A 22607-nucleotide genomic window follows, 5' to 3' on the forward strand; every position below is an offset into this window, starting at 1 on the left:
AAAAGGGAAGCTAATGCTTCCCTTTTTATTTTTATAATACCATAGTTCTTACATATTATCGTCTGCATCTAAAAGTGCAAAGAATTTATCTAAGTTAGGTAAGATTATGATTTTTGTTCTTCTGTTCATTGCCATGTGATCTTTAGAATCATTTTCTACTAAAGGCAAGTAGCTACTTCTACCAGAAGCGATTAATTGAGAAGGATCAACATCGTATTCTTTCTGTAATTTACGTACAATTGAAGTCGCACGTTTTACACTTAAATCCCAGTTATCAGAAACCATCGGAGTGTTGATTGTTCTAGAATCTGTATGACCTTCAACCATAACTTCCATACTTGGCTCTGACTTGATTACGTCAGCCAATTTTTGTAAAATCTTGTTTGCTTTGCTGCTCACATTATAACTAGCTGTGTTGAATAATAACTCATCAGAGATATTGATCATTACTACAGTCTTATCAATACTAACATCGATATCTTCGCCTTCTTCAGAAATTGATTGCTTCAATTTGTAAGAAACAGCCAAGTTCATTGAATCTTGTAATGTTTGTGCACCAGCTAATTTTGCAGGATCAACATTTTTCAATGTATTTCTCATCTTAGCTTTTGTATTGTTACTCATAACAGCAACATCATCAACGCTAGTGAACTGGCTATCGTTCATATCTTTCAATGAGTTGATTTTTGAATTGTACTCTTCTACACGAGCTTCAATTTTTGTCATTTGAGCTTGTAGCTCTTCTTTCTCAACTTGTGTCTTTTGTAATGTACTTTGAGTTTGAGATAAGTTATCTTCTAAAGCAACATATTTCTTTTTAGAAACACAAGACGATAAAAGTGCTACCGATACTATAGTAACTAAGGATAATCTTTTCATTTTGTTCTTTTTAATTAATATTAGTCTAATCGGTTTTATATACGGCACAAATCGATAAACGGATGTTTAAATACAGAAGCTATGTTTATCTGATTGGTAATATATAGCTCAACAAAATGATTATCAATAGGTTGTTTATTTCATATTAGAGCAAAAAAAAGAAGCATTTTCATGCTTCTTCTTATATTTCGTCTGAGAATTACTTATTCGCAACCTCCTGTAAATCCGTTTGCGCTAAACTTGGTTTGTACTGCTCCTTGTCTAGAACCGGTATTAATTTCAATAGCTAAATTATTTTCACCACTACCATCTCTTTTAGGGCTACAGTACTCAAATAAGTAAAAGCTATTTGCTCTTTCAGAAACCTTTTCAGAAATGTCTCTAAATGTGTTTTCCAATTCATCTTTGTTAGTAGCAAAAACACTTGCTGTTTTACCTACAGCGGTCAAAACTTCAGTATCAATTTCTGCTCCAAGACCAATACTAAAGAATGATATGTTAGCATTCGCTTCATCTACTTTTTTCAACGCTGCTTCTTCTGTATAACGAGAAGCTTGATCCGTACCATCTGTAAATATAACTACTGATGCTGCACCAATTTTACCACCCTCAGTAGATACTTCAATTAAATCAGATGCAATATCTGTTGACTTTATAACTGCACCGTACAAATCTGTAGAAGGGTCATTACTGATATCATCTGTAATTCCGTCAACTGCTTCTGTAAGTTCAACTCTTGAAGATGTCAATTCATTTAATAAGTGCAACTCATCTTCACCGTCAAACCAATAGATTGCCATTTTTACAGATTCGGTGGCTGTTTCTGGCATTATAGCCTCAATGAAACTAGTGGAAGCCAATTTTAATTCATCTAAGCTACTGCTCAAAACACTATTGCTTAAATCTAAAATAAGTAAGGTGTTATTTGAGAAAATTTGCGAGTTTGGTGATATACGTGCCGATGATTCTGAAGTAGATATCGTATTAAAACAATCGTCATTTCTACCTTGCTCATAAATTGTAAATTGATCTGCCGTTAAGCCAGGAACCGGATTTCCGCCAGTATCGGATACTCTAAAAAATACAGATACTTTACCAGGTAGGGTAGTGTATTGATCTTGTATAGATAGCACAAGTTCACCTTCTTCTAGTCCTAAACAATCATCTACTACGGTGCCTTCTCCTAGTCCGTCTCCTGTATTTAAGTTCAAACTAACATCATCATCTGCATTACCACAAGAAACAAATAGTGCTATCATAAACAATACACTAAAGGACTTCAAGAAATTTTTCATATTAATTAATTATAGGTTCAACTAGCAGAACGGACAAAGTTTATTTAAATTATGATGAATGAAAAAATAAATGTTAAAGATTGTTAAAGCCGAAGAAATTAGGTATTTGAAATTATGTAAACACCTTTATTTCTTTGTCTTTAAGACGAATAGGCTTTAGGAATATATGCATTAATTTTAGTATTTTAGTATTTTAGAAGGTGTAAAATCTATGGTTAATGACTCACGAATTCAAGAAAATTATTAAGGAGTACTGCATTGCTAAATTGGCAAATTTGAAGTGTGTGCTTGCAACTGTCGTAGATTTAGACGGATCGTCATATCGCAAGCCTGGAGTTCGTATGCTTATTCGTGAAGATGATGTAATGATAGGTGCAGTTAGTGGTGGTTGTGTAGAGAAAGAAGTTTTGTTTCAAGCACAATCAGTATTTGAGAATGGAATTACAAAACTAATGACCTATGATGGTAGATTCAGATTAGGTTGTGAAGGTTTACTTTATATCTTATTGGAATCCTTTTCACCAAGCGAAGCGCTTATAAATGATTTCAACTCAGTCATTGAAAATCGAAAACCTTTTGAGCTTCATACATCATATCAAAAAGAATATGGCATTTTAGATGGATACGGTAGCTTCATAGCGCTAAATTCTAAGTCCTATACTTTTAATAAATATACCATAGCGCAATCACAAGCTTTAGTATTTAGCCAAACAATGCAACCTTGTCAACGACTTTTATTAATTGGTAGTGAGCATGATACTGTTCAGTTAGCACATTTTGGATTGGGTATGGGATGGGAAGTGAACGTTGCCGTAACACCAAAAGAGAATAAAACTATTGCTGATTTTCATGGTATTGATAGATTATTGGACTTTAAACCAGAAGAATTTCCTGTTGAAACAATAGATAGGAATACCGCTATTCTTTTAATGACACATAGTTATGTAAAAGACTTGAAATATTTAATGAGATTAAAAAATAGTAAACCTACATATTTAGGAATTTTAGGACCAATTAAAAGAAGGGAGAAATTGCTATCTGAATTATTGGAACATGATATGGATATTGATTTAGACTTTATTGAAAACATTCATGGTCCTGCAGGATTAAATATTGGAGCTGAAACGCCGCAAGAAATAGCAATATCTATTCTTGCAGAAATATTGACCGTAATTAGAAAAACACAACCTGTAATGTTGAAAGACAAATTGAAATCTGTTCATTGAAGAAAGATGTACATATAGCGGTTCTTATTATGGCAGCTGGTGCTTCTAGCAGAATGGACGGAATCAAGCAGTTAATGCCATGGAAAGATTCTAATTTCTTAATGGAAACCATAAAAACTGTTCAACAGACCAATTCAACATCAATTCATGTCGTACTAGGTTCAAACGCTGAATTTATTAGTGCTGAGTGTAGTTTAAAAGAAAAAGATATAGATGTCATCGTTAATTCAAATTGGGAAAACGGATTGGGTGATAGTATTGCCCACGGGGTTAAAGTGTTACTTAAGCAAACACCTGGCTTGGACGGTGTTTTAATTTGCCTTGCAGACCAGCCATTATTAAGTTTTGAATACTTGAATTCATTAATTGAAGAGTTCATAAAGCATCCATCAAAAATCATTGCAACAAACTATGATAAAAAAGTAGGTGTACCCGCATTGTTTCCTAAATTGCTGTTTGAAAAGTTGTGTACATTAAAAGGAGATTTCGGTGCTAAAGAAATTTTAAACGATAAAAGCAATGTAATTATTTCATTAGATGCAGCAAATCAAATTATTGATATAGACACAAACCTAGAGTATCAGAATCTATTAAACCGAACCAATAACACACTTAATACGTAACATGATCAAATTAAAATATATAGTTCTTATAGTGCTAACGTCCTTACTATCTTCGCCATTACTAGCCCAAGAAATGGGTTTTGAAGAATATAATCCTACATCTACTTTGGTAGTGCCCGGTGGTGAAATCACCAAAGCAAAATTTCCTTTTATAGACGTTCATAGCCATCAACGAGATATGTCAGTTGAGGCTTTAAACGGATTAATTTCTCATATGGATGCTATGAACGAAGCCATAATGGTGAACTTGAGTGGAAGGTCTGGAGAAAGTCTCAAAGAGAAAATTGATAATATTAATAAAAGTTACCCTAATAGGTTTGTAGTTTTTGCCAATGTAGATTTTGAAGGAGCAAAAGACATGGAATGGGGAAAACAGGCTGCAGCCCAATTAGAGCAAGATATTAAGAACGGAGCTAAAGGGTTAAAGATTTTTAAAAGCTTAGGATTGCGTAATAAAGATGTAGATGGTAATCGTTTGGCAATAGATGATCCTCGTTTAGATCCTATATGGGCTAAATGTGCTGAAATGGGAGTACCGGTATTAATTCATGCTGCGGATCCAAAGTCTTTCTGGGATGATATGGATGCTGATAACGAACGTTGGTTAGAATTAAAAACGCACCCTAGAAGAAAACGTACAGCTACAGACCCTGCGCCTTTCGAGCAAATTATTCAAGAACAACATAACGTGTTTAAAAAACATCCGAATACCAAATTCATAAATGCTCACATGGGTTGGCATGCTAATAACCTGGATAAATTAGGGGAACTATTAGATGAAATGCCAAATATGAATGTGGGTATATCTGCAGTAATTGCAGAACTTGGTAGACAACCTCAGAATGCCAGAGCATTCTTTATTAAATATCAAGACAGAGTATTATTTGGAAAGGATAGCTGGAAACCAGAAGAGTTTCCTACTTATTTCAGGGTATTGGAAAGCAACGATGAATATTTTCCTTACTACAAAAAATATCATGCCTTTTGGTCAATGTACGGCTTGAACCTACCTGACGATGTGTTAAGAAAATTATACTATAAAAATGCCCTGAACCTTATTCCTGGTTTAGATACATCATTATTTGAAAAGTAGATTATACTTTTTTAAGTACTACCGTTTCTGCTTTAACGGGGATATCTTTAACATCTTGAAAAATACCACATGATACTTGCTTTTTAGCTAGTGCTGGGGTATTTTTTCTTTTTGTCAAAGCTTCTATTTCCGGATTTAAAAACTGCATATCAGAATATTTTTTTAATAAAACGTACATATACACCTCATGTTGTATGAGTTAGGATTATTTTACTCTAATTTAAAAAAGAATTTAAATTGAAGTGTGACAAACCACATAAATCTTATACTAATGGGTAAATAGGTTTTTATAAATGCAAAAAGAAACGGTCTTTACTGATTTAATACGAGAGCATCAGGCGCTGTTATATAAGGTTACTTCAATTTACACCGATAATAAAGAGGACCAAGAAGACCTGTTTCAAGAAATAGTCTATCAACTTTGGAAATATTTTGACTCGTTTCGCAACGATTCAAAAATAACAACTTGGATGTATCGTGTAGCAATGAATACTTCAATCACATTTATTAAGAAAAAAAAGAGAAGACCTGATTCTGTTCCCATTGCAGATGCTTTTTTAAAGCAATCAGATACTAATGATGATGCGTACGACGAGCGATTACGATTACTATATCAACATTTAAAACATCTAAACACCTTAGAAAAAGGTCTTATTTTTCTTTTACTTGAAGGCAAAAGCTATAAAGAAATAGCACAAATTACAGGGCTGAACGATAGCAATGTAGGTACGAAGATATCTCGAATAAAGAAGAAATTAAAAACTAACATGGCAAAGTAATATATCATGGAATTAGAAGAACTACAGTCTGCATGGACACAAATGAGTGATGAACTAAATCATCAAAAAAAATTAACAAACCAAATAATATTAGATATGACAAAGCAGAAATATCAAAATAAATTTACAACCATTACCAAATATGAAACTATAGGTGCCGTAGTCTGTTTTGCTATAGCACTCTTTGTGCTGATAAACTTTGGCAAATTAGATACTTGGTATTTGCAAATTTGCGGAGTGCTCACCCTCTCATTTCTAATTGTGTTACCTGTAATGGTACTTACAACTTTAAAAAAGATAAAAAACATAGATATTTTAAAAGGGTCTTATAAAGAAAATTTAAAGTTTTACTTGAAGACAAAGAATAGACTTTTAAGGTTACAACAAATTGGTATAGGCGTTGGATTTGTAGGCCTCTTATTTATAGTACCTGTAACTTCTAAAATTATTTCGAATAAGAACGTATTCTTAACTAACTTAAAAACTGAGCAATACGTAGTATTTACTATAACATTAATAGTAATGGTGTTTTTTTGTAGATGGGCATATAAAGGCTACGTTAAAGTAACCCAATCTGCCCAAGAGTTGATACAAGAATTAGAGTAAATTCTCTATTCAGTAAGTTTTTTTTGCACGTAATTTAAAATCAACATCCAATTCATTTTTAGTAGGAGGGAAGCTGTTGGTACATTATCATCTGCAATTGCAGAAATAATAGAATCATGCTGATTGTCAGATTTGTTGTAGAAAGAATCATCATTAGTAAAGGCACGTTCATAAAAGAAGATGCGTGTCTTTAAATCATGTAGAATTTTAAGCGCCAATTTGTTTTTATAACCTTGGGTCAATAATCTATGAAATTCTAAATCAGCCTGAATTCTATCGATAGCATTTGTTGCATTTTCAAAAACCTCTTGTTGATTTTTTAAATTAACGATATCTTCTTGACTAAACTCCGTATTTTCAATAGCCATCACTTCTAAGTTCGCTACTAGTTCATATAAGTCTTCCGCTTCTTCAACATCAAGTTCAGAGATTATGAACCCTCTATTGGGTATAGCCTTAATAATATGTGCCTGTTGCAATTGTGTTAACGCCTCTCGTATTGGAGTTACGCTAACATTCAAATGTCGTGCAAGTGCAGCTAAGTTGATGGTTTTACCAGTTTTCAAATTACCCGTAATCATCTCTAACAACAGGTAATCGCGCACTTGATCTCTTAAATTTATTTTAACCAGCATACATCAAATATAATATATCGTATACGATTATAACCGTATTACAGAGAATTTAGTGCCTGAATTACCTAAAAAAATATGCACGTAAAAAAAGATATGAGTGATGAATTCATATCTCTTTTACTATTAGTATGCTAAATGTCTTTCAATAAATAATAGTTTTCTCTGCTTGTCTTTTATAGCATTTAATAAATTATACTTAATAGAAGTTATAGGTAATACTCTTTGAAAATTTTTCATGTTATTCGTTTTTAGATTCGGTGATTAGCCTAGTGATTGATGAATGTTTGTTGTAACTATTTAATGGGTATGATTTCTTGATGATGCCCATTGTACTCTTTTACTATTTTTAAAACTTGAAAAAAATGAATTTCTTCTTGTTTCTGTTGGGGTATTTCTAATAAAAGTTCTCATGATGTTTGTTTTTAAGTTCGGTGATTAGCCGAGTGATTGATGAATGTTTATTGTAACTATTTTAATGAGTATGATTTCTTGATGATGCCCATTGTACTCTTTTACTATTTTTAAAAGTTGAAAAGAATGAATTTCTTCTTGTTTCCGTTGGTGTGTTTCTGATAAAAGTTCTCATGATGTTTGTTTTTAAGTTCGGTGATTAGCCGAGTGATTGATGAATGTTTGTTGTAACTATTTAATGGGTGTGATTTCTTGATGATGCCCATTGTACTCTTTTACTGTTCTTAAAACTTGAAAAGAATGAATTTCTTCTTGTTTCCGTCGGTGTATTTCTGATAAAAGTTCTCATGATGTTTGTTTTTAGTTTCGGTGATTAGCCGAGTGAATGATGAATATTTATTATAACTATTTTAATGAGTATGATTTCTTGATGATGCCCATTGTACTCTTTTACTGTTCTTAAAACTTGAAAAGAATGAATTCTTTCTTGTTTCTGTCGGTGTGTTTCTGATAAAAGTTCTCATGATGTTTGATTTTATATTGATGATTAATAATTTTCTTATACTTACAAGACGAGGGTATTTGAAATTTGTTACAGTACTATGCATAAAAAGGTACTATTTTTAACAAAAAACTATTTAATTATTTTATTTACATACTGATTTACAGTAAGTTAAATTAATTCGAAGATTTTGTAATTTTAACATTATTTTCGAAATCCATTAATATAATTTCATTTTAAGGGTAGGAGAAAGGGCTAAAAACAAATATAAAAGCATATATAATATGATATGAATTAAAAATTATCATAAAGTCTCTTAAAAGTTTGCTAGTTTGAAGCCAACTAATGCTAAATAATTGAAATACAAATCATATCTTTGCAGAACTTTAAAGGGATGCAGATGATTCTTGCAATGACCTTACAACAAATAGGATAATTAGGTTTACTCAAAAAACTTACCGTTTGTTTTACACGTCACCACGTATTTCAATTCCTTTATTGCAAAATCTATTATTATCATTAAAATTACGAATGGCAAAATCGCAACAAACATTTAATAAAACTGAAAAAGAAAAAAAGCGCTTAAAAAAGCGTGAAGAAAAGAAGAAAAAAATGCTTGCTCGTAAAGCAGCTGCAAAAGAAAGTGGTACTTCTGGTATTCCACTTGCTTATGTAGATTTCAACGGAAACTTGGTAGATACTCCGCCAGATCCAGCAATGAAAGTCGAAATTGAGGCAGAAGATATCGTTTTAGGTATTCCTAAAAAAGAAGAAGGTGATGTTGAAGAATTCGATCCAGTAAGAAACGGTAAAGTTTCTTTCTTCGATACAACAAAAGGATTTGGTTTCATTATAGACGCTGAGAACAACGAAAAATACTTTGTTCACGTTAGTGGTCTTATCGATGAAATTATGGAAAACGATAAAGTTTCTTACGAGTTAGAAAAAGGCATGAAAGGTATGAACGCCGTTCGTGTAAAGAAAATTTAGTTTTAAAGATTTTTAATGGCGAAAATGCAACGTAACACCGTTCTGGTAGTATTGTCATTTTTCGCCATTTATTTCATTTGGGGTTCTACCTATTTATGGAATAAAATTGCAGTAACGGAATTGCCAGCCTTTATGTTGGCAGGTATCCGTTTTGTAATAGCTGGTAGTCTTATTTTTATTATTTCTAAAATATTAGGCTTCTCTCTTAAAATTACCAAAGAACAATTTAAGAACACTATTCTTGCAGGCTTTCTATTTCTGACTTTTGGAAATGGGGTTGTTGTTTGGGCTCTTAAATTTGTAGATAGCAGCTTTGCGGCTCTCGAAGTATCAGCGCAACCTTTAGTGGTTTTAATAATGATGCGCTTATTTCAAGGAAAAAAAATACAACCAATGTCAATAGTGGGTGTAGTTCTCGGAGTTATGGGTATTTTTCTTTTAGTCGGACAGAAAGACATTATTGCACAAGACCGAGCGATATTGGGCATGGTATTAATTTTTTTCTGCATGCTTAGCTGGTCTTATGGTAGTTTATTTGTTGGCAGAGCCGATTTACCAAAAAACTTCTTTGTAAACACGGGTTATCAAATGTTCACTAGCGGTATATCGTTATTAATTATTAGTGCCATATTTAGCGAGCAATGGTCGTCTCCAAACACTTGGAGTACTCCCGTTCTTTGGTCTATGTCGTTGTTGATTATTTTCGGTAGCATTGTAACCTTTACCGCCTTCAATTATTTACTACGTATTGTATCTCCAGAAAAAGTAGCGACTTCTACTTATGTAAACCCAATAATTGCTATGATTCTCGGCTGGTATTTTTTAAACGAAGATATTACCGCACAATCAGCAATAGCATCTGTTGTATTATTAACGGGTGTATATTTCATTAATAGCAAAAAGAGCTTAACAATATTCTCAAGATTTTCAGGAAAACGTATTCCTAAAAATCCGGTAGAGTAATTTTAATAGTAGCTACTTCTCTTGGTGTCATATTCTCTAATTGAATATCACCAATTCGTACACGAACCAACCGAACTGTTGGAAAACCTACGTATGCAGTCATTTTACGAACTTGACGAAATTTTCCTTCTTTAATGATAATGCTTACCCATGAAGTTGGTCTGTGCCTACCAATTCGTAATGCTTGATCTGCATCGGGTAGTGATGGCAAATCCTCTAAAACCTTTATTTCACAAGGCTTGGTCTTGTATTTCTTTCCGAATATTCCGATAGTTACTCCTTCCGCTATTTTTTGAATTGCATCAGGAGTGATTAAGCCATCCAATTGGGCCAAGTATTCCTTTTCTATCCCTGAGCTGTTTATGGTGTCGCTCAACTTCCCATCCGTGGTCATTAATAGTAATCCTTCTGATTTTTCATCTAACCGTCCAATTGGCATTATCCCATCCGGAAAATGATAAAGCTCACTTAAAAATCGTTTTTTGCGTAGTTGTCGATCTTCTCCTGATGACATCTGACTCAACATTGCGAAGGGTTTATAGATTTTAAAATGACTGTGTTGCATTAATTTAACCGCTTACTATTTATTTTGATGACATATGGTCGCAAAAGATACCCTTTTTAACGCATGAATTAGTAATCTACTATAGAGAATGTTACCTTTGTAAGCTCCAGAGAAGATTTTATGCAAGAGACAGTTTTTGAATTACAAGATAGAAAGACCGATAAGGAACTTTATAGCTATCAACAAGGAGCAATTCAACAAATTTTTGACAAGTTCGATTCAGAAAAAGATGATTACCATCTTCTATACCAATTACCGACCGGTGGTGGTAAAACAGTGATTTTTTCTGAAATGGTACGTCAGTATTTAAAAAACCACAACAAGAAAGTTTTGGTAATGACGCACCGTATTGAACTTTGTAATCAGACTTCATCAATGCTTACTAGCTTTGGCGTCGTTAATAAAGTAGTCAATAGTAAAGCAAATCTTGATGACCACGAACGTTACAGCTGTTATGTAGCCATGGTTGAGACCTTAAACAATAGGTTGAATGATGATCAATTAGACATTTCCGACGTTGGTCTTGTTATTATTGATGAAGCTCACTATAATTCTTTTACCAAACTTTTTAAGTTTTTTGAGAATTCTTTTGTTTTAGGTGTTACGGCAACGCCGTTAAGTTCTAATAAGGACTTGCCTATGAATAAAAACTATGATGAGCTTATACCAGGTGAAACCATTGAAAACTTAATAGCTAACGATTTCTTGGCTAGGGCAGAGGTATTTCAGTATGACATGGGACTTACATCTTTAGAAATTGGGTCTAATGGCGATTATACCGTTAAATCATCTGCTGATTTATATACGAGTCCGGCAATGCTTGGCAAGCTTTTAGAAGCTTACACCAAACATTCTAAAGGAAAGAAGACATTAATTTTCAATAACGGTATTGAAACATCTATTCAAGTATATCATACTTTCGAAGCTGCAGGTTTAAATATTAGGCACCTAGATAATACTGCTACCAAAAAGCAGCGTAAACAAATATTAAAATGGTTTAAAGAAACACCTGATGCTATTCTAACATCGGTTAGTATTTTAACCACAGGTTTTGATGAACCTACTATTGATACTATTATTTTAAACAGAGCAACAAAATCATTAACACTTTACTACCAAATGATTGGTAGGGGTTCTAGGGTTTTGAATAACAAATCGAAATTTACAGTTATCGATTTAGGTAACAACCTTTATCGTTTTGGACCATGGGGTGCAGATTTAGATTGGGGAGCTATATTTAAGTCTCCGAATTTCTACATGGATCGGATTAAAGACGATGAGGATATTGAAAGTGATTTCAAACTTGAGCTTTCTGATGAAGTTAAAGAAGAATTTAAAAACTCTAAGGAAACTTATTTCGATATCAAACAAACCTACGAAACGGCAACGTTTGCAGGGGAATCTTCTAAAGTTGTTCTAGAACGTTCTATTGCTCACCATGCATATATGTGTATAGAAAATAGCGAAGATGTTTATGATGCATTGGCTTTAGCTAAGTTACTAAAAGAAGATATTGATAATCGTATTCATGTATACGGAAAATGTATTAGCAAGAGTACCTACAATTTCTTAAGCTGGTTAAAAGATGATTACCAAAAGAAACTGAATGCGTATTTAAGAGAAAATTTTGATACGGTTTTTGAAGATATACACGGGCATCCGCCAGAAGATTAATTTGAATTGAAATTTTCTATTTCTTTAAAGAATTTTATAACATAAAAAAGGGCTGTTCAAAAATGAACAGCCCTTTTTATTTATACCTAATTGATGCTTACTCAACAATAAGACTGTACTGTGGTGTTGGATTTAAAGGACAGAAATATACATATTCTCCTTTTTCCAGTTTAGTTTCTTTTGAATGACCTACAGTATTATTCTTTACTGCAGCAGTTACATATGCTGTTTGAATATGGTTTTCTGGTTTAGAGGCATCTTTACCTTTTTTTACCAATACTAAACCAACATCTTTACCTACATTGTTATTTGCAACATCAAAGACATAAGTACCTTCACTTACTGTGATAGATTTTTGAGTAAACTCACCCGCAGTTTGTTCTAGTGTAATTTTCTTTACACCATCATTCATTTTCATTTCTTTTGAACCACCTTTCATCATTTTGTCTTGTGCGTTTGAATTAAATGTGAAAGCTAATACGATAACTAAAATTGATAATACTTTTTTCATGTGTTTAAAATTTAATGAGCATTTGCTCTAATGGATAGATTATTACTAATTGTTTGTAAAATTATATTTATAAAGAAACTGCTACAGGAAAATCAACTGGCACCTGTGTAGTACTATGTACGTAATTTGAAATTGTTTTGTCACCTACTAATGAAATGGTGTCAATTAAATTCGCTTTTGTATATCCTGCTGCAAAATAGTTTTCTAAAACTTTTTCGTTTGTTCTACCTCTGTTTTCAGTAATATTCTTAGCCAATTTTGCTAAAGCGTCTAATTTAGAATCAAATGATGCCTTACCTGCTCTTAGTTCAAGAATTTGCTCATCATTAAATCCGTTCATTTTACCTATTGCCGTATGTGCAGATAAACAATAGATACAGTTATTTACTTCACTAACCGCTAAGTTGACAACTTCTTTCTCTTTAGCTGACAAAGATGTTTTTGCGTTGGCAAAATTCAAGTAATTTTCTAATGCCGTTTCACTATTTGCATAGGTGGCATATAAATTAGGAACAAAGCCTAAAGCTTTTTCTAAATTATCGAAAATTGCTTGATTGTTTTCGCTTACTTCTTCTCTTGTTGGTACGTTAAATCTGCTCATATATTTTGTTTTAATTTTATTGATTTATTCTTTGATTTATCTTGTACAAAGGTATGTTCGCTATAAAGTACTTATCATGTAAATACCTCCTTTCTACATGTCAATTTTTCCTTTATAGAAATGTATTGAATACTTTAGTTAATCTAGAAGAGCTATCAGAATCACAGTAGTAATCTGATAAATGGTTTCGATGACAATGTTTTTCTACATTGATAGCATTAGTCACCACCGCCTTTTTAGACGTAAATATTTCTATTAAATTGAAGATTGATTTTTGTTTTAAATTCATGTCTTTGTTGTTTTATTTCTACACTACAAAGATCTAGTTATTATGAATCTTAAAACGGGCAATATTACCCTAGGTGTTGTCGATATTTCCCTAAAATGATTTTTTGAGTTGTTTCTTAAAATCAGACGGAGATTGTTGTGTTTGGTTTTTAAAAAGACGACTTAGGTGCGAGGCATCATCGAAACCAATTTCATAGGCTATTTCTTTTGCTGTCTTATCGGTATAAATAAGTAATCGCTTTGCTTCAAGAATTATACGCTCATGAATAATTTGCAGGGGAGTGGTATTAAATTTAGAAAAGGTATTGGATAAAGTTTTTGGAGATTTATATAATTTATCTGCATAGAACGAAACTGAATGTTCTGACTTATAATACTCTTCAACCAATAAATTGAACCCTCTTAGCAAATCAACTTTCACATCGTTGGCAGCTTCACTGAAACCTTCTTTAGCTTTTAGTAATCTTGTGCTCATTATCATAAAGCGAGCCATGAGCATACGAAGCATTTCTGCTTGTATAGTGTCTTCAGTTTCTAATTCATCTACGAATACCTCATGTAAAGTGTCAAACTTTCGTTGATCTTTTTCGCCTAAATCGATGACAGGAATATGGGCATTTCCAAAAAATAACAATCCGGCACAGCTTACCTCTTGATCATGGTCTTTAATACAATAAAACTCTCTATTAAATTGATATACAATTAAGTCGCTGCCTTCTGTATATCGAAAAAACTGGATAGGTGTTAGTGCCAACAAACTATGTTCAGAAATTGTATACGGAACACCATCTACTTCTATAGAAGCTTTTTGAGTAGTGGTTCTAATAAAAATATAAATTCCTGCTTGCTTTGGTTTTCTATATGATTCTAGCAATAACTCATTACCAATTTTAAGTAATCCACCAGTACTAAAATCTTTAAAAACTTCTTGCATGAAAACTTGGTCTAAAAAAAGGTTGATTCATTACATGAGTAACAAATCAACCTTTTAAAATTCTTTAAACAACAAACTTTTTAAAACCGCACAGAAACCTTTCCTCTTAAATAAAACGGAGTACCAGGAGTAAAATGAATTTCTTCTACTGATGCGGTTTCGTTGAACAGTCTACTTTCTGTAGCAAACTGAGTTTCGTTCCATTCGGTATCAAATAAATTTTCAACAATTACACCAACTGTCCAGTTTTTGATATGGTAGTTTAGGTTTAAATCTGTTACAAAATAACCCTCTGCAACAATACTATTATCCTCATTTGCAGCTCTATCACCTAAATATCTATAGTTTAAGTTACCTGAAAAATTACCAATATCACTAAAAGACAATCCGCCTACAGCAGTAAAATCTGGCGCTAACGGAATATAATCTTCGCCATCTACTTCTTCTGTACTTCGTGCATAGGTATAGTTTACATCACTATATAGATATAACCAATCTAACATTTGGTAACGACCACCAACTTCAACACCAACTCTTCTGGTTTTACCACTTGGCTCAACAATACCGGCATCACCTACATAAACAAATTCTTGATCCAAGAACAATCCCCATAAAGTTGCATTAAGCACTAGTTTATCTATTGGCTTAATGATAGTTCCGAAATCTACACCATATGCTTTTGGCAGCACATCTCTACCTTCATTTGCCGTTACTACTCGAGCATCGTTTGAATGAAATCCTAAACCGGTTTTTAAGAATAATTGCCAATTTCTATTCACGGAATATAAGGTGTTTAATTTCGGACTCACTATTGCCTTGCTTTCGCTTTTGTTATCATACAACTCGCTTAGCTTGTTTTCATATTCGAAATTGAAATAATCTAATCGTACTGAAGGATTAAAGGTCCAGTTTCCTGTTTTGTATTCTCCATTCACAAACCCATAGATATTGGTTTCGTCTACATCACCAAATGCATACTGCTCTAAAGATGTTTTTCTGTTTAAGGTATGTTCTAAAGTAACATCATCTACATTATCATTTCTGAATCCGATACCAGTAGAATATTTGAATCTATCATCGGATCCTACCGCTATATCAATCTGTTCGAAAACAGTTTCAGCACCCATAATCGTTCTGTCTTCATACTGTCGTATTTGGTCACCATTAATAGGATCTTCTAAAAAGAAAGTGAAGTTTGAAAACAACTCAAAATCATACTTGCTCACAAAAGCTCTTGTCTTTAAAAATTGATCCTCACCTAAGAATTTGGTATGATTCAACATTAAGTTCGTTCTGCTAGTTTGTCCGCCTTCCGTGTCATCAATAGCTCCAAAACGACCTATTATATTTTGATCAATAGCGCGTTGCGGAATTTGACCAGAGGCATCCCACTTGCTTTGAAAATGAGAAGCGGTTAATGTAAGTTCTTCTTTTCCGATATCTTTATAATGGTAGCGACCCAAAATATTTACACGATTAAAATTTTGCGGCGAATCAAAAGGTCCGTCGGTCAAATAAATTTCTGAGGCTAAATACGCATCACTTTTACTACTTTCAAGAATATTAAAAAGACCAACAAATCGATTGGTGTTAAACTGACCCGACTCGTAAGAAACCATGCTTTTGTCTACACTTTTCTTAAGACTTAAATCTACATAGCCGGCAGTATTGAAATCTCCTTTATCTGCGTAATATGGTCCTTTTCCGAAGTTAATATTATCTATAGTTTCTGGAATTACAAAGTGCAAATCCGCATACCCTTGACCATGAGCATGAGATACCATATTCACTGGCATACCATCAACGCTAATGGCTACATCTGTACCGTGATCAATATCAAATCCTCTTAAAAAAATCTGTTCTGCTTTACCGCCTCCTGCATGCTGACCAATTAATAGACCGGGTACTTTTCTTAGTATTTCTTGAGATGATTTTACAGGATCGTTCTGCACGTCTATATTTACAAACCTAGTCATGGCATCTACTTTTGAAACTACGACGACTTGATCTAAATTAATACTTGATTCCTCTAAAATTATATTAATCCCTTCATCAAAATGATTTTGAGTTACAACCAAAACAAAGGTTTTAAAACCCAAATTGGAGAAATAAACAGAATCATTTACCGATGTTAATGGTAGTGAAAAAGCGCCCGACAAATTAGTATGGCTATGTTGACCCGACGTTTGATTGAATATACCCACATTCTCTAAAGCGATGCCTTCTTTATCTGTTACTGCTGCTTTAAGGTTCTGTGCTTCTACATTAACTGATGCAATAAATAAAAAAGTAAATATTAAAAGTTTTAATGCCCTATTACAGCTGTAATTCATAAAGTATAATTTAGATAAGGTTTGTTTTCAGCAATACTTACGACAAAAAATATCAATGGTTTTAAAGATTATTACACAACGGCAAATCTAAAGGATATGGTTACTAATCTTTATTTTTTACGGTTTATAACATTGTTTTAACGGTAAGAGTCAAAAAGCCCCATTTAATAGTAAGATCTTTGTAACATAAATAAAAAATTTTACAAGCATATATATGAGCAATCAAGTATTATTAACCCCGTTTCATAAGAATTTAGATTTAAAAAACAGAGTAGTCATGGCACCTATGACTAGAAGTAGGGCAGCAAATGAAGGAAATATACCTACCGAAGATTTACATGTTCCTTACTACGCTCAAAGAGCATCTGCAGGATTAATTATTACCGAAGGTTCGCAAGTTTCTAAAGACGCCGTAGGTTATATAAACACTGCTGGAATATATTCTAAAGAACAAGTAGAAGGCTGGAAAAAAGTAACAAAAGCTGTTCATGATAAAGGCGGAAAAATATTTATTCAATTGTGGCACGTTGGGCGTATATCTCACCCAGATTTTCACGATGGCGAATTGCCATTGGCTCCGTCAGCATTGAATCCTAATGCGAAATCATTCACACCTGAAGGATTTAAAGATACCGTGACACCAAAAGCAATGACTACAGCAAACATTAAACAAACAGTTGAAGATTTTAAAAACGCTTCTATCAACGCCATTGAAGCAGGATTTGACGGAGTGGAAATTCATTCTTCTAACGGCTATTTATTTCATCAATTTTTTACTAGCACTTCTAATATCAGAACAGATGAATATGGAGGAAATATAGAAAATAGAACACGCTTCTTTTTTGAAGTTTTAGATGCTATGAAAGCCGTAATTCCACAAGAAAAAATAGGAGTACGATTTAATCCGTCGTTGAACGATATGTTCGGTATCACTTTTGATGAAGAAACAATACCAATTTTCGAATATATTATCAAGAAACTGAATGATTATGATTTGGCTTACGTTCATTTATCCGAACCATTTAATGACGTTTCTAATGTACCATTCGCTGTAGAACATATTGCGAAACATTTTAGACCTCTTTATAATGGAACTTTAATGATCAACGCTGGTTTTGATCAAGAATCTGGTAATAAAGTTATTGAAGAAGGTAATGCAGATTTAGTTGCATTTGGTAAGCCGTTTATTTCTAATCCTGACTTAGTTGAGCGTTTCGAGCATAATTACCCGCTTGCAGATTGGGATACAGACACTTTCTATACTCCTGGTAAAGAAGGATATATAGATTACCCTGAATACAGTGAAGCAAACTAAAACTTTTTTAAAAATTAATTAAAAAATAAAAGCAACCAAATGGCTGCTTTTATTTTTCCTACTATCTAATTGTATCGGTGTCTTGTTCTAAATTTTCATTTTCGGATCCACCTTGACTATATAGTTGATTCTCCTCATCCTTTAGGTTCATTTGATTTTTTGGTAAACTACGTCCAGGTACATCTAAATCATTTCCTGCAAAATCAACATCATTTTTTCGATTGATTAATTGAACATCATCGCCACCATCTGTTCTTGTATTTTTAGTCTTTTCTCCTAATGCAGCTAAATCTTGTTCTGTAACATCAGAATTATATTCCGCTTTATTATTTTCACTTTTCATAATTATTTTTTTAAGTATTATCAGCACAAGGTATAAGTACTACATCTTTATCCTTATCGCTTTCAAATAAAATTTATGCTCTTTTAAGAAAACCTGAGTTGCATATCTTCATGTCAATAGAAAAATGTAATCGTGTTAAGAAAAATAGGTAAAGCATTAAGGTTAACGGCAGTATTTAGCCAACTTGCAAATAAATAATTTGAAGATGGAAAATGTATTAGTAGCTGGTGCCAATGGTACCACAGGAAAAAAAATAGTACACCTTTTAAAAAGTTCTCAATATTTTGAACCTATTGCAATGGTGCGTAAAGAAGAGCAAAGAGAACAGTTTGAAAAAGAAAATATAAAAACAGTATTAGGTGATTTAGAAAAAGATTTATCACATACAGTAGTTAATATAGATAAAGTAATTTTTGCAGCTGGATCCGGTGGTAAAAAAGTAGTTGAAGTGGACCAAGAGGGTGCCAAAAATCTAATCGATGCTTCTAAAAAAGTAAATATTAAAAAGTTTGTAATGTTAAGTTCGATGGGGGCAGATAACCCTGAAGAAGCCAGTGACTTAAAAGAATATTTGAAAGCAAAACACAATGCAGACGAATATCTAAAATCTGCGAATATAATGCATACCATTGTAAGACCTGGTTCTCTAACAAATGATGCTGGTACTGGTAAAATTGAATTAAAATCTAAATTAAATAAGCAAGGTTCTATTACCAGAGATGATGTTGCACAAACCTTAGTAAGGTCGCTACATGATGATGCCGCTATAAATTCAACTTTTGAAATAATACAGGGCGAAACCTTAATCGGGAAAGCTATGGATGCTTAATAAACAACTAAAGAATAGTCTCTAAACAAGAAATAAAAGTCAATACTCATAGTATTGACTTTTTTAAGTTCAATAAAATTTCACCATTACTATTTAAAGTATTTATACTTAACCATGTTATGTATCTTCGTACTAAACTAAACAACCTAAAATATGAAAAGTTCATTTTTAAAGATAACTATGGCGCTCGCCGTAGTAATAGCGCTAAATTCTTGTAAAGAGAATAAAAAAGAAAACAATGACAGTGCCGCAACCCAAGTAGAACTTGATAGCACCGATTTGGCTTTGCTAGACTTAAACTTACCTGAAGGTTTTAAAATTGAGGTTTACGCTAGGGGAGTAGATGGTGCGCGTTCTATGGCTATGGGTGATAATGGAACCTTATTTGTGGGTACTCGTACAGAAAACAATGTGTACGCTATTCAAGATACTAATGTCGATTTTAAAGCTGATAATATTATAGTCCTTGATACGATGGAAGTACCAAATGGTATTGCCATGAGAAACGGAGATTTGTATGTTGCTCAAGTGGGTAGTTTGTGGAAATATCCAAATATTGAAGATCAGATTGGTGGTGAGCTAGAAAAGGAATTAATTTATAATGATTTTCCAACGGAATTTCATCACGGATGGAAATATATAGCCTTCGGACCGGATGACAAGCTTTATGTTCCTGTAGGGGCACCTTGCAATATTTGTAATAAGACGGATGAAGATGAGCGATTTGCAACTATCTCAAGAATGGATCCTGACGGTAGTAATCGTGAGATTTATGCTAAAGGAGTTAGAAACTCCGTCGGGTTCACTTGGCATCCTGACACAAAACAAATGTGGTTTACAGACAACGGTCGCGACATGTTAGGTGATGATATTCCGCCTTGTGAACTAAACACCGTAACCGAAGCTGGTCAACATTTTGGATACCCTTTTTGCCATGGTGGCATTGTTAAAGATCCAGAATTTGGAGATTTACGACCTTGTTCAGATTTTGTTGACCCTGCTTTACAGTTAGATGCTCACGTTGCTCCACTTGGTATTAAGTTTTATACCGGTAATATGTTTCCTGCGGAATATAAGGGTAAAGCTTTCATCGCAGAACACGGTTCTTGGAACAGAAGTAAGAAAGTAGGCTATCGAATTATGATGGTTGATATTGAAGATGGCGAAGTTGTAAATAGCGAAACTTTTATTGATGGTTGGTTAGATGAAGTAGCTCAAAAAGCTACCGGAAGACCAGTTGATTTATTGGTGTTAGAAGATGGTTCTATGCTTATCTCTGATGATTACGGTGATGCAATTTATAGACTTTCATACAGCAATACAGCGGTAGCGAGTAACTAATAAGTATAACTTCTTAGATTTAAAAAAGCAGCCTTTTTGGGCTGCTTTTTTCGTTACAAAATGTTTAAGTTCTTTTCGCAACCCTTATATTTATACTACTTATTTATTTCATTAGAACATATCATCATGAACGACTCAAATTCTCGCAGAACATTTTTAAAACAGACCGGTGTACTTTCAGTAAGTTCCATGCTACCCTTATCTGTATTACCTATGGATAATAAATATAAAATGGGTTTACAGTTATTTACCATTCGCGATTCAATGGCCAAAGACCCTATCGAGAGTATTAAATACGCACGTGAATTAGGATATGTTGACGGGGAGATTTATGGCTATGATGCTGACAATGATACGTATTACGGTATAAAATCTAAGGAATTCAAAAAACAGATAGATGATTTAGATTTTACCATATCTAGCGGACACTACGATTTTTCTAGTCTTTTTAATGAGCCAATAGAAAAGCTTGAGCGTTATGTAGACCAATGCATAGAAGGTGCTATCAACCTTAATAGTAAATACATTACATGGCCATGGTTGGCACCAGAATATCGAACAATTGAAAATTTTAAAATTCTGAAGGATAAATTAAATGTAATAGGAGAACAGGTAACCAATGCCGGATTACAGTTCGCTTATCATAATCACGATTTTGAATTTACAGACCATAATGGTGAGCAAGGCTATGATATAATTTTATCTGGCACAGATGCAAATTTGGTAAAACTACAAATGGATATGTATTGGGTTGAGCATTCCGCAGATAAGAGTCCGGCTAAATTAATTGCTGAAAACCCTGGTCGCTATGTTATGTGGCATATAAAAGATATGGACAAAGTAACTCGAGATTATTCTGAAATGGGTAATGGATCTATTGATTACAAAAGTATGTTATCATCTATCAACAAAGATGATTTACAATATTACTATATAGAACAAGGCGGTAATTTTGCTAAGACCTCTATGCACAGTATTAGCGATAGCGCTACTTATTTCAAAAAACATCTACAACGTTATTTATAAGTTTTATGAGTTATCCTGATAAAGTATATCTAAATGGAAGTATTGTAAATTCTACGGATGCTAAAGTATCGGTTTTTGATCGGGGATTTATTTTTGGTGATGGTTTATACGAAGTAATGGTTCAGATAAATGGCAGATTCTTTTATGAAAAGGAACACCTAGAACGCTTACAATCGGGACTCCAAAAAATCAATATAGAATTTGATGTTAGTGTGCTCTCAAATGAAATTGCCACTTTATTAAAGTCAGTAGGGCTAACCGATAAAGATTGTATGCTTTATATTCAAATTACTAGGGGAGTAGCACCAAGACAACATTCATTTCCTGCAGATATAAAACCTACAATTATGATGTATGCCGTACCAAAGGTTTTGCCTGAAATAAATACTGTAAATGCCCATGTAATTACCAGAAAAGATTTTAGATGGTCTCGTTGCGATATTAAAATGACTTCTCTTTTAGGTAATGTGATGTTGAATGAAGAAGCCATGCAGCGTGAATGTTACGAAACTATATTACATAGAGACGGAGTATTTACTGAGGCATCTCACAGTAATCTGTTTTTTATCAAAGATGGAGTAGTATATACTCATCCGGCAGATGAATATATTCTTAATGGTATTACTAGAATTGTAGTAATTGAGCTTTGTCACTCTTTAGGTATAGAAATTAGAGAAACTCCTGTTTCATTATCAGAATTGAATACTGTTGATGAAGCATTCTTAACAGGCACAAGTACACAGGTTGCTGCAATTCAAAAAATTGATAAACATATACTTTATACTGGAAATGAAAAAGGCCCCGTAACACAAAGATTACAAGAGGCCTTTTTAAAACTTAAATAA

The 22607-nt window shown here is 33.2% G+C and carries 23 protein-coding genes; 13 read left to right on the forward strand and 10 right to left on the reverse strand.

From position 1 onward, the window contains the following. Nucleotides 1-48: 48 nt before the first annotated feature. Both Q0871_RS01040 and Q0871_RS01045 read right to left on the reverse strand, forming a co-directional pair. A complete protein-coding gene (locus Q0871_RS01040; protein WP_299317106.1) occupies nt 49-879 on the reverse strand; it encodes an OmpA family protein in 831 nt (276 codons plus the stop codon). A 203-nt stretch (nt 880-1082) separates the two neighbouring features. Beyond that, nucleotides 1083-2174 (reverse strand): VWA domain-containing protein, encoded by a 1092-nt coding sequence (locus Q0871_RS01045; RefSeq protein WP_299317107.1) that lies wholly within the window; start codon nt 2172-2174, stop codon nt 1083-1085. 218 nt (nt 2175-2392) lie between these two features. On the opposite strand from Q0871_RS01045, the gene Q0871_RS01050 reads away from it, so the two are divergent. The 3 genes from Q0871_RS01050 to Q0871_RS01060 are packed head-to-tail and all read left to right on the forward strand — an operon-like array spanning nt 2393 to nt 5116. After that, nucleotides 2393-3400: an XdhC family protein gene (locus Q0871_RS01050; protein WP_299317108.1), complete on the forward strand. Its 1008-nt coding sequence runs from the start codon at nt 2393-2395 to the stop codon at nt 3398-3400. Further along, the gene (locus tag Q0871_RS01055) at nt 3397-4023 is read left to right on the forward strand and encodes a nucleotidyltransferase family protein (protein WP_299317109.1); all 627 of its coding nucleotides are present in this window, start codon (nt 3397-3399) and stop codon (nt 4021-4023) included. The genes Q0871_RS01050 and Q0871_RS01055 overlap by 4 nt, the downstream gene beginning before the upstream one ends. 1 nt (nt 4024) lies before the next feature. Then, complete coding sequence (locus Q0871_RS01060) at nt 4025-5116, forward strand: amidohydrolase family protein (RefSeq protein ID WP_299317110.1); 1092 nt, start codon at nt 4025-4027, stop codon at nt 5114-5116. A 1-nt stretch (nt 5117) separates the two neighbouring features. Here the strand turns inward: Q0871_RS01060 and Q0871_RS01065 are convergent, their stop codons facing one another. After that, nucleotides 5118-5294: a hypothetical protein gene (locus Q0871_RS01065; protein WP_299317111.1), complete on the reverse strand. Its 177-nt coding sequence runs from the start codon at nt 5292-5294 to the stop codon at nt 5118-5120. Between the two features lie 115 nt (nt 5295-5409). On the opposite strand from Q0871_RS01065, the gene Q0871_RS01070 reads away from it, so the two are divergent. Both Q0871_RS01070 and Q0871_RS01075 read left to right on the forward strand, forming a co-directional pair. After that, nucleotides 5410-5895: a sigma-70 family RNA polymerase sigma factor gene (locus Q0871_RS01070; RefSeq protein ID WP_299317112.1), complete on the forward strand. Its 486-nt coding sequence runs from the start codon at nt 5410-5412 to the stop codon at nt 5893-5895. A 6-nt stretch (nt 5896-5901) separates the two neighbouring features. Continuing rightward, nucleotides 5902-6501, forward strand: a complete 600-nt coding sequence (locus Q0871_RS01075; RefSeq protein ID WP_299317113.1) for a hypothetical protein — start codon at nt 5902-5904, stop codon at nt 6499-6501. 5 nt (nt 6502-6506) lie between these two features. Here Q0871_RS01075 and Q0871_RS01080 read toward each other — a convergent pair whose 3' ends face one another. Continuing rightward, a complete protein-coding gene (locus Q0871_RS01080; RefSeq protein WP_299317114.1) occupies nt 6507-7136 on the reverse strand; it encodes a GntR family transcriptional regulator in 630 nt (209 codons plus the stop codon). Nucleotides 7137-8580: 1444 nt separating this feature from the next. On the opposite strand from Q0871_RS01080, the gene Q0871_RS01085 reads away from it, so the two are divergent. Together Q0871_RS01085 and Q0871_RS01090 are read left to right on the forward strand one after the other, a co-directional pair. Further along, complete coding sequence (locus Q0871_RS01085; protein WP_027067021.1) at nt 8581-9039, forward strand: cold-shock protein; 459 nt, start codon at nt 8581-8583, stop codon at nt 9037-9039. A 15-nt stretch (nt 9040-9054) separates the two neighbouring features. Then, complete coding sequence (locus tag Q0871_RS01090) at nt 9055-10002, forward strand: EamA family transporter (protein ID WP_299317115.1); 948 nt, start codon at nt 9055-9057, stop codon at nt 10000-10002. Here Q0871_RS01090 and Q0871_RS01095 read toward each other — a convergent pair. Beyond that, on the reverse strand, nt 9983-10567 hold the full coding sequence (locus Q0871_RS01095; protein ID WP_299317116.1) for a pseudouridine synthase: 585 nt from the start codon (nt 10565-10567) through the stop codon (nt 9983-9985). The two genes, Q0871_RS01090 and Q0871_RS01095, sit on opposite strands and share 20 nt — an antisense overlap. 120 nt (nt 10568-10687) lie before the next feature. On the opposite strand from Q0871_RS01095, the gene Q0871_RS01100 reads away from it, so the two are divergent. Then, on the forward strand, nt 10688-12241 hold the full coding sequence (locus tag Q0871_RS01100; RefSeq protein ID WP_299317117.1) for a DEAD/DEAH box helicase family protein: 1554 nt from the start codon (nt 10688-10690) through the stop codon (nt 12239-12241). A gap of 97 nt (nt 12242-12338) precedes the next feature. Here Q0871_RS01100 and Q0871_RS01105 read toward each other — a convergent pair whose 3' ends face one another. The 4 genes from Q0871_RS01105 to Q0871_RS01120 form a co-directional block, all read right to left on the reverse strand. Further along, the gene (locus Q0871_RS01105) at nt 12339-12752 is read right to left on the reverse strand and encodes a hypothetical protein (protein WP_299317118.1); all 414 of its coding nucleotides are present in this window, start codon (nt 12750-12752) and stop codon (nt 12339-12341) included. Nucleotides 12753-12819: 67 nt separating this feature from the next. Continuing rightward, the gene (locus tag Q0871_RS01110) at nt 12820-13353 is read right to left on the reverse strand and encodes a carboxymuconolactone decarboxylase family protein (RefSeq protein ID WP_299317119.1); all 534 of its coding nucleotides are present in this window, start codon (nt 13351-13353) and stop codon (nt 12820-12822) included. Nucleotides 13354-13732: 379 nt separating this feature from the next. After that, a complete protein-coding gene (locus Q0871_RS01115) occupies nt 13733-14575 on the reverse strand; it encodes an AraC family transcriptional regulator (RefSeq protein ID WP_299317120.1) in 843 nt (280 codons plus the stop codon). A gap of 80 nt (nt 14576-14655) precedes the next feature. Beyond that, nucleotides 14656-16908 carry a TonB-dependent receptor plug domain-containing protein gene (locus tag Q0871_RS01120; RefSeq protein WP_299317121.1) on the reverse strand — a complete coding sequence of 751 codons (2253 nt, stop codon included), beginning with the start codon at nt 16906-16908 and terminating at the stop codon, nt 14656-14658. A gap of 214 nt (nt 16909-17122) precedes the next feature. On the opposite strand from Q0871_RS01120, the gene Q0871_RS01125 reads away from it, so the two are divergent. Beyond that, nucleotides 17123-18223 (forward strand): alkene reductase, encoded by a 1101-nt coding sequence (locus Q0871_RS01125; RefSeq protein ID WP_299317122.1) that lies wholly within the window; start codon nt 17123-17125, stop codon nt 18221-18223. A 61-nt stretch (nt 18224-18284) separates the two neighbouring features. On the opposite strand, the gene Q0871_RS01130 is transcribed toward Q0871_RS01125, so the two are convergent. After that, nucleotides 18285-18566: a hypothetical protein gene (locus Q0871_RS01130; RefSeq protein ID WP_299317123.1), complete on the reverse strand. Its 282-nt coding sequence runs from the start codon at nt 18564-18566 to the stop codon at nt 18285-18287. 205 nt (nt 18567-18771) lie between these two features. On the opposite strand from Q0871_RS01130, the gene Q0871_RS01135 reads away from it, so the two are divergent. From Q0871_RS01135 to Q0871_RS01150, 4 genes are all read left to right on the forward strand, one after another. Continuing rightward, nucleotides 18772-19395, forward strand: coding sequence for an SDR family oxidoreductase (locus Q0871_RS01135; protein WP_299317124.1), 624 nt, complete (start codon nt 18772-18774; stop codon nt 19393-19395). A gap of 153 nt (nt 19396-19548) precedes the next feature. Next, nucleotides 19549-20736: a sorbosone dehydrogenase family protein gene (locus Q0871_RS01140; RefSeq protein WP_299317125.1), complete on the forward strand. Its 1188-nt coding sequence runs from the start codon at nt 19549-19551 to the stop codon at nt 20734-20736. 126 nt (nt 20737-20862) lie between these two features. After that, on the forward strand, nt 20863-21762 hold the full coding sequence (locus Q0871_RS01145; RefSeq protein ID WP_299317126.1) for a TIM barrel protein: 900 nt from the start codon (nt 20863-20865) through the stop codon (nt 21760-21762). Between the two features lie 5 nt (nt 21763-21767). Further along, the gene (locus tag Q0871_RS01150) at nt 21768-22607 is read left to right on the forward strand and encodes an aminotransferase class IV (RefSeq protein ID WP_299317127.1); all 840 of its coding nucleotides are present in this window, start codon (nt 21768-21770) and stop codon (nt 22605-22607) included.

The organism is uncultured Maribacter sp., assembly GCF_947500985.1.
Taxonomy (GTDB): Bacteria; Bacteroidota; Bacteroidia; order Flavobacteriales; family Flavobacteriaceae; genus Maribacter.

What these genes read in the sequence shown, in the direction of transcription:
- Q0871_RS01045 (WP_299317107.1), bottom strand. Translation starts at nt 2,174, where the DNA reads ATGAAAAATTTCTTGAAGTCCTTTAGTGTATTGTTTATGATAGCACTA.
- Q0871_RS01075 (WP_299317113.1), top strand. Translation starts at nt 5,902, where the DNA reads ATGGAATTAGAAGAACTACAGTCTGCATGGACACAAATGAGTGATGAA.
- Q0871_RS01105 (WP_299317118.1), bottom strand. Translation starts at nt 12,752, where the DNA reads ATGAAAAAAGTATTATCAATTTTAGTTATCGTATTAGCTTTCACATTT.
- Q0871_RS01100 (WP_299317117.1), top strand. Translation starts at nt 10,688, where the DNA reads ATGCAAGAGACAGTTTTTGAATTACAAGATAGAAAGACCGATAAGGAA.
- Q0871_RS01120 (WP_299317121.1), bottom strand. Translation starts at nt 16,908, where the DNA reads ATGAATTACAGCTGTAATAGGGCATTAAAACTTTTAATATTTACTTTT.
- Q0871_RS01125 (WP_299317122.1), top strand. Translation starts at nt 17,123, where the DNA reads ATGAGCAATCAAGTATTATTAACCCCGTTTCATAAGAATTTAGATTTA.
- Q0871_RS01140 (WP_299317125.1), top strand. Translation starts at nt 19,549, where the DNA reads ATGAAAAGTTCATTTTTAAAGATAACTATGGCGCTCGCCGTAGTAATA.
- Q0871_RS01060 (WP_299317110.1), top strand. Translation starts at nt 4,025, where the DNA reads ATGATCAAATTAAAATATATAGTTCTTATAGTGCTAACGTCCTTACTA.
- Q0871_RS01065 (WP_299317111.1), bottom strand. Translation starts at nt 5,294, where the DNA reads ATGTACGTTTTATTAAAAAAATATTCTGATATGCAGTTTTTAAATCCG.
- Q0871_RS01095 (WP_299317116.1), bottom strand. Translation starts at nt 10,567, where the DNA reads ATGCAACACAGTCATTTTAAAATCTATAAACCCTTCGCAATGTTGAGT.
- Q0871_RS01085 (WP_027067021.1), top strand. Translation starts at nt 8,581, where the DNA reads ATGGCAAAATCGCAACAAACATTTAATAAAACTGAAAAAGAAAAAAAG.
- Q0871_RS01145 (WP_299317126.1), top strand. Translation starts at nt 20,863, where the DNA reads ATGAACGACTCAAATTCTCGCAGAACATTTTTAAAACAGACCGGTGTA.
- Q0871_RS01090 (WP_299317115.1), top strand. Translation starts at nt 9,055, where the DNA reads ATGGCGAAAATGCAACGTAACACCGTTCTGGTAGTATTGTCATTTTTC.
- Q0871_RS01080 (WP_299317114.1), bottom strand. Translation starts at nt 7,136, where the DNA reads ATGCTGGTTAAAATAAATTTAAGAGATCAAGTGCGCGATTACCTGTTG.
- Q0871_RS01040 (WP_299317106.1), bottom strand. Translation starts at nt 879, where the DNA reads ATGAAAAGATTATCCTTAGTTACTATAGTATCGGTAGCACTTTTATCG.
- Q0871_RS01150 (WP_299317127.1), top strand. Translation starts at nt 21,768, where the DNA reads ATGAGTTATCCTGATAAAGTATATCTAAATGGAAGTATTGTAAATTCT.
- Q0871_RS01070 (WP_299317112.1), top strand. Translation starts at nt 5,410, where the DNA reads ATGCAAAAAGAAACGGTCTTTACTGATTTAATACGAGAGCATCAGGCG.
- Q0871_RS01135 (WP_299317124.1), top strand. Translation starts at nt 18,772, where the DNA reads ATGGAAAATGTATTAGTAGCTGGTGCCAATGGTACCACAGGAAAAAAA.
- Q0871_RS01050 (WP_299317108.1), top strand. Translation starts at nt 2,393, where the DNA reads ATGACTCACGAATTCAAGAAAATTATTAAGGAGTACTGCATTGCTAAA.
- Q0871_RS01115 (WP_299317120.1), bottom strand. Translation starts at nt 14,575, where the DNA reads ATGCAAGAAGTTTTTAAAGATTTTAGTACTGGTGGATTACTTAAAATT.
- Q0871_RS01110 (WP_299317119.1), bottom strand. Translation starts at nt 13,353, where the DNA reads ATGAGCAGATTTAACGTACCAACAAGAGAAGAAGTAAGCGAAAACAAT.
- Q0871_RS01130 (WP_299317123.1), bottom strand. Translation starts at nt 18,566, where the DNA reads ATGAAAAGTGAAAATAATAAAGCGGAATATAATTCTGATGTTACAGAA.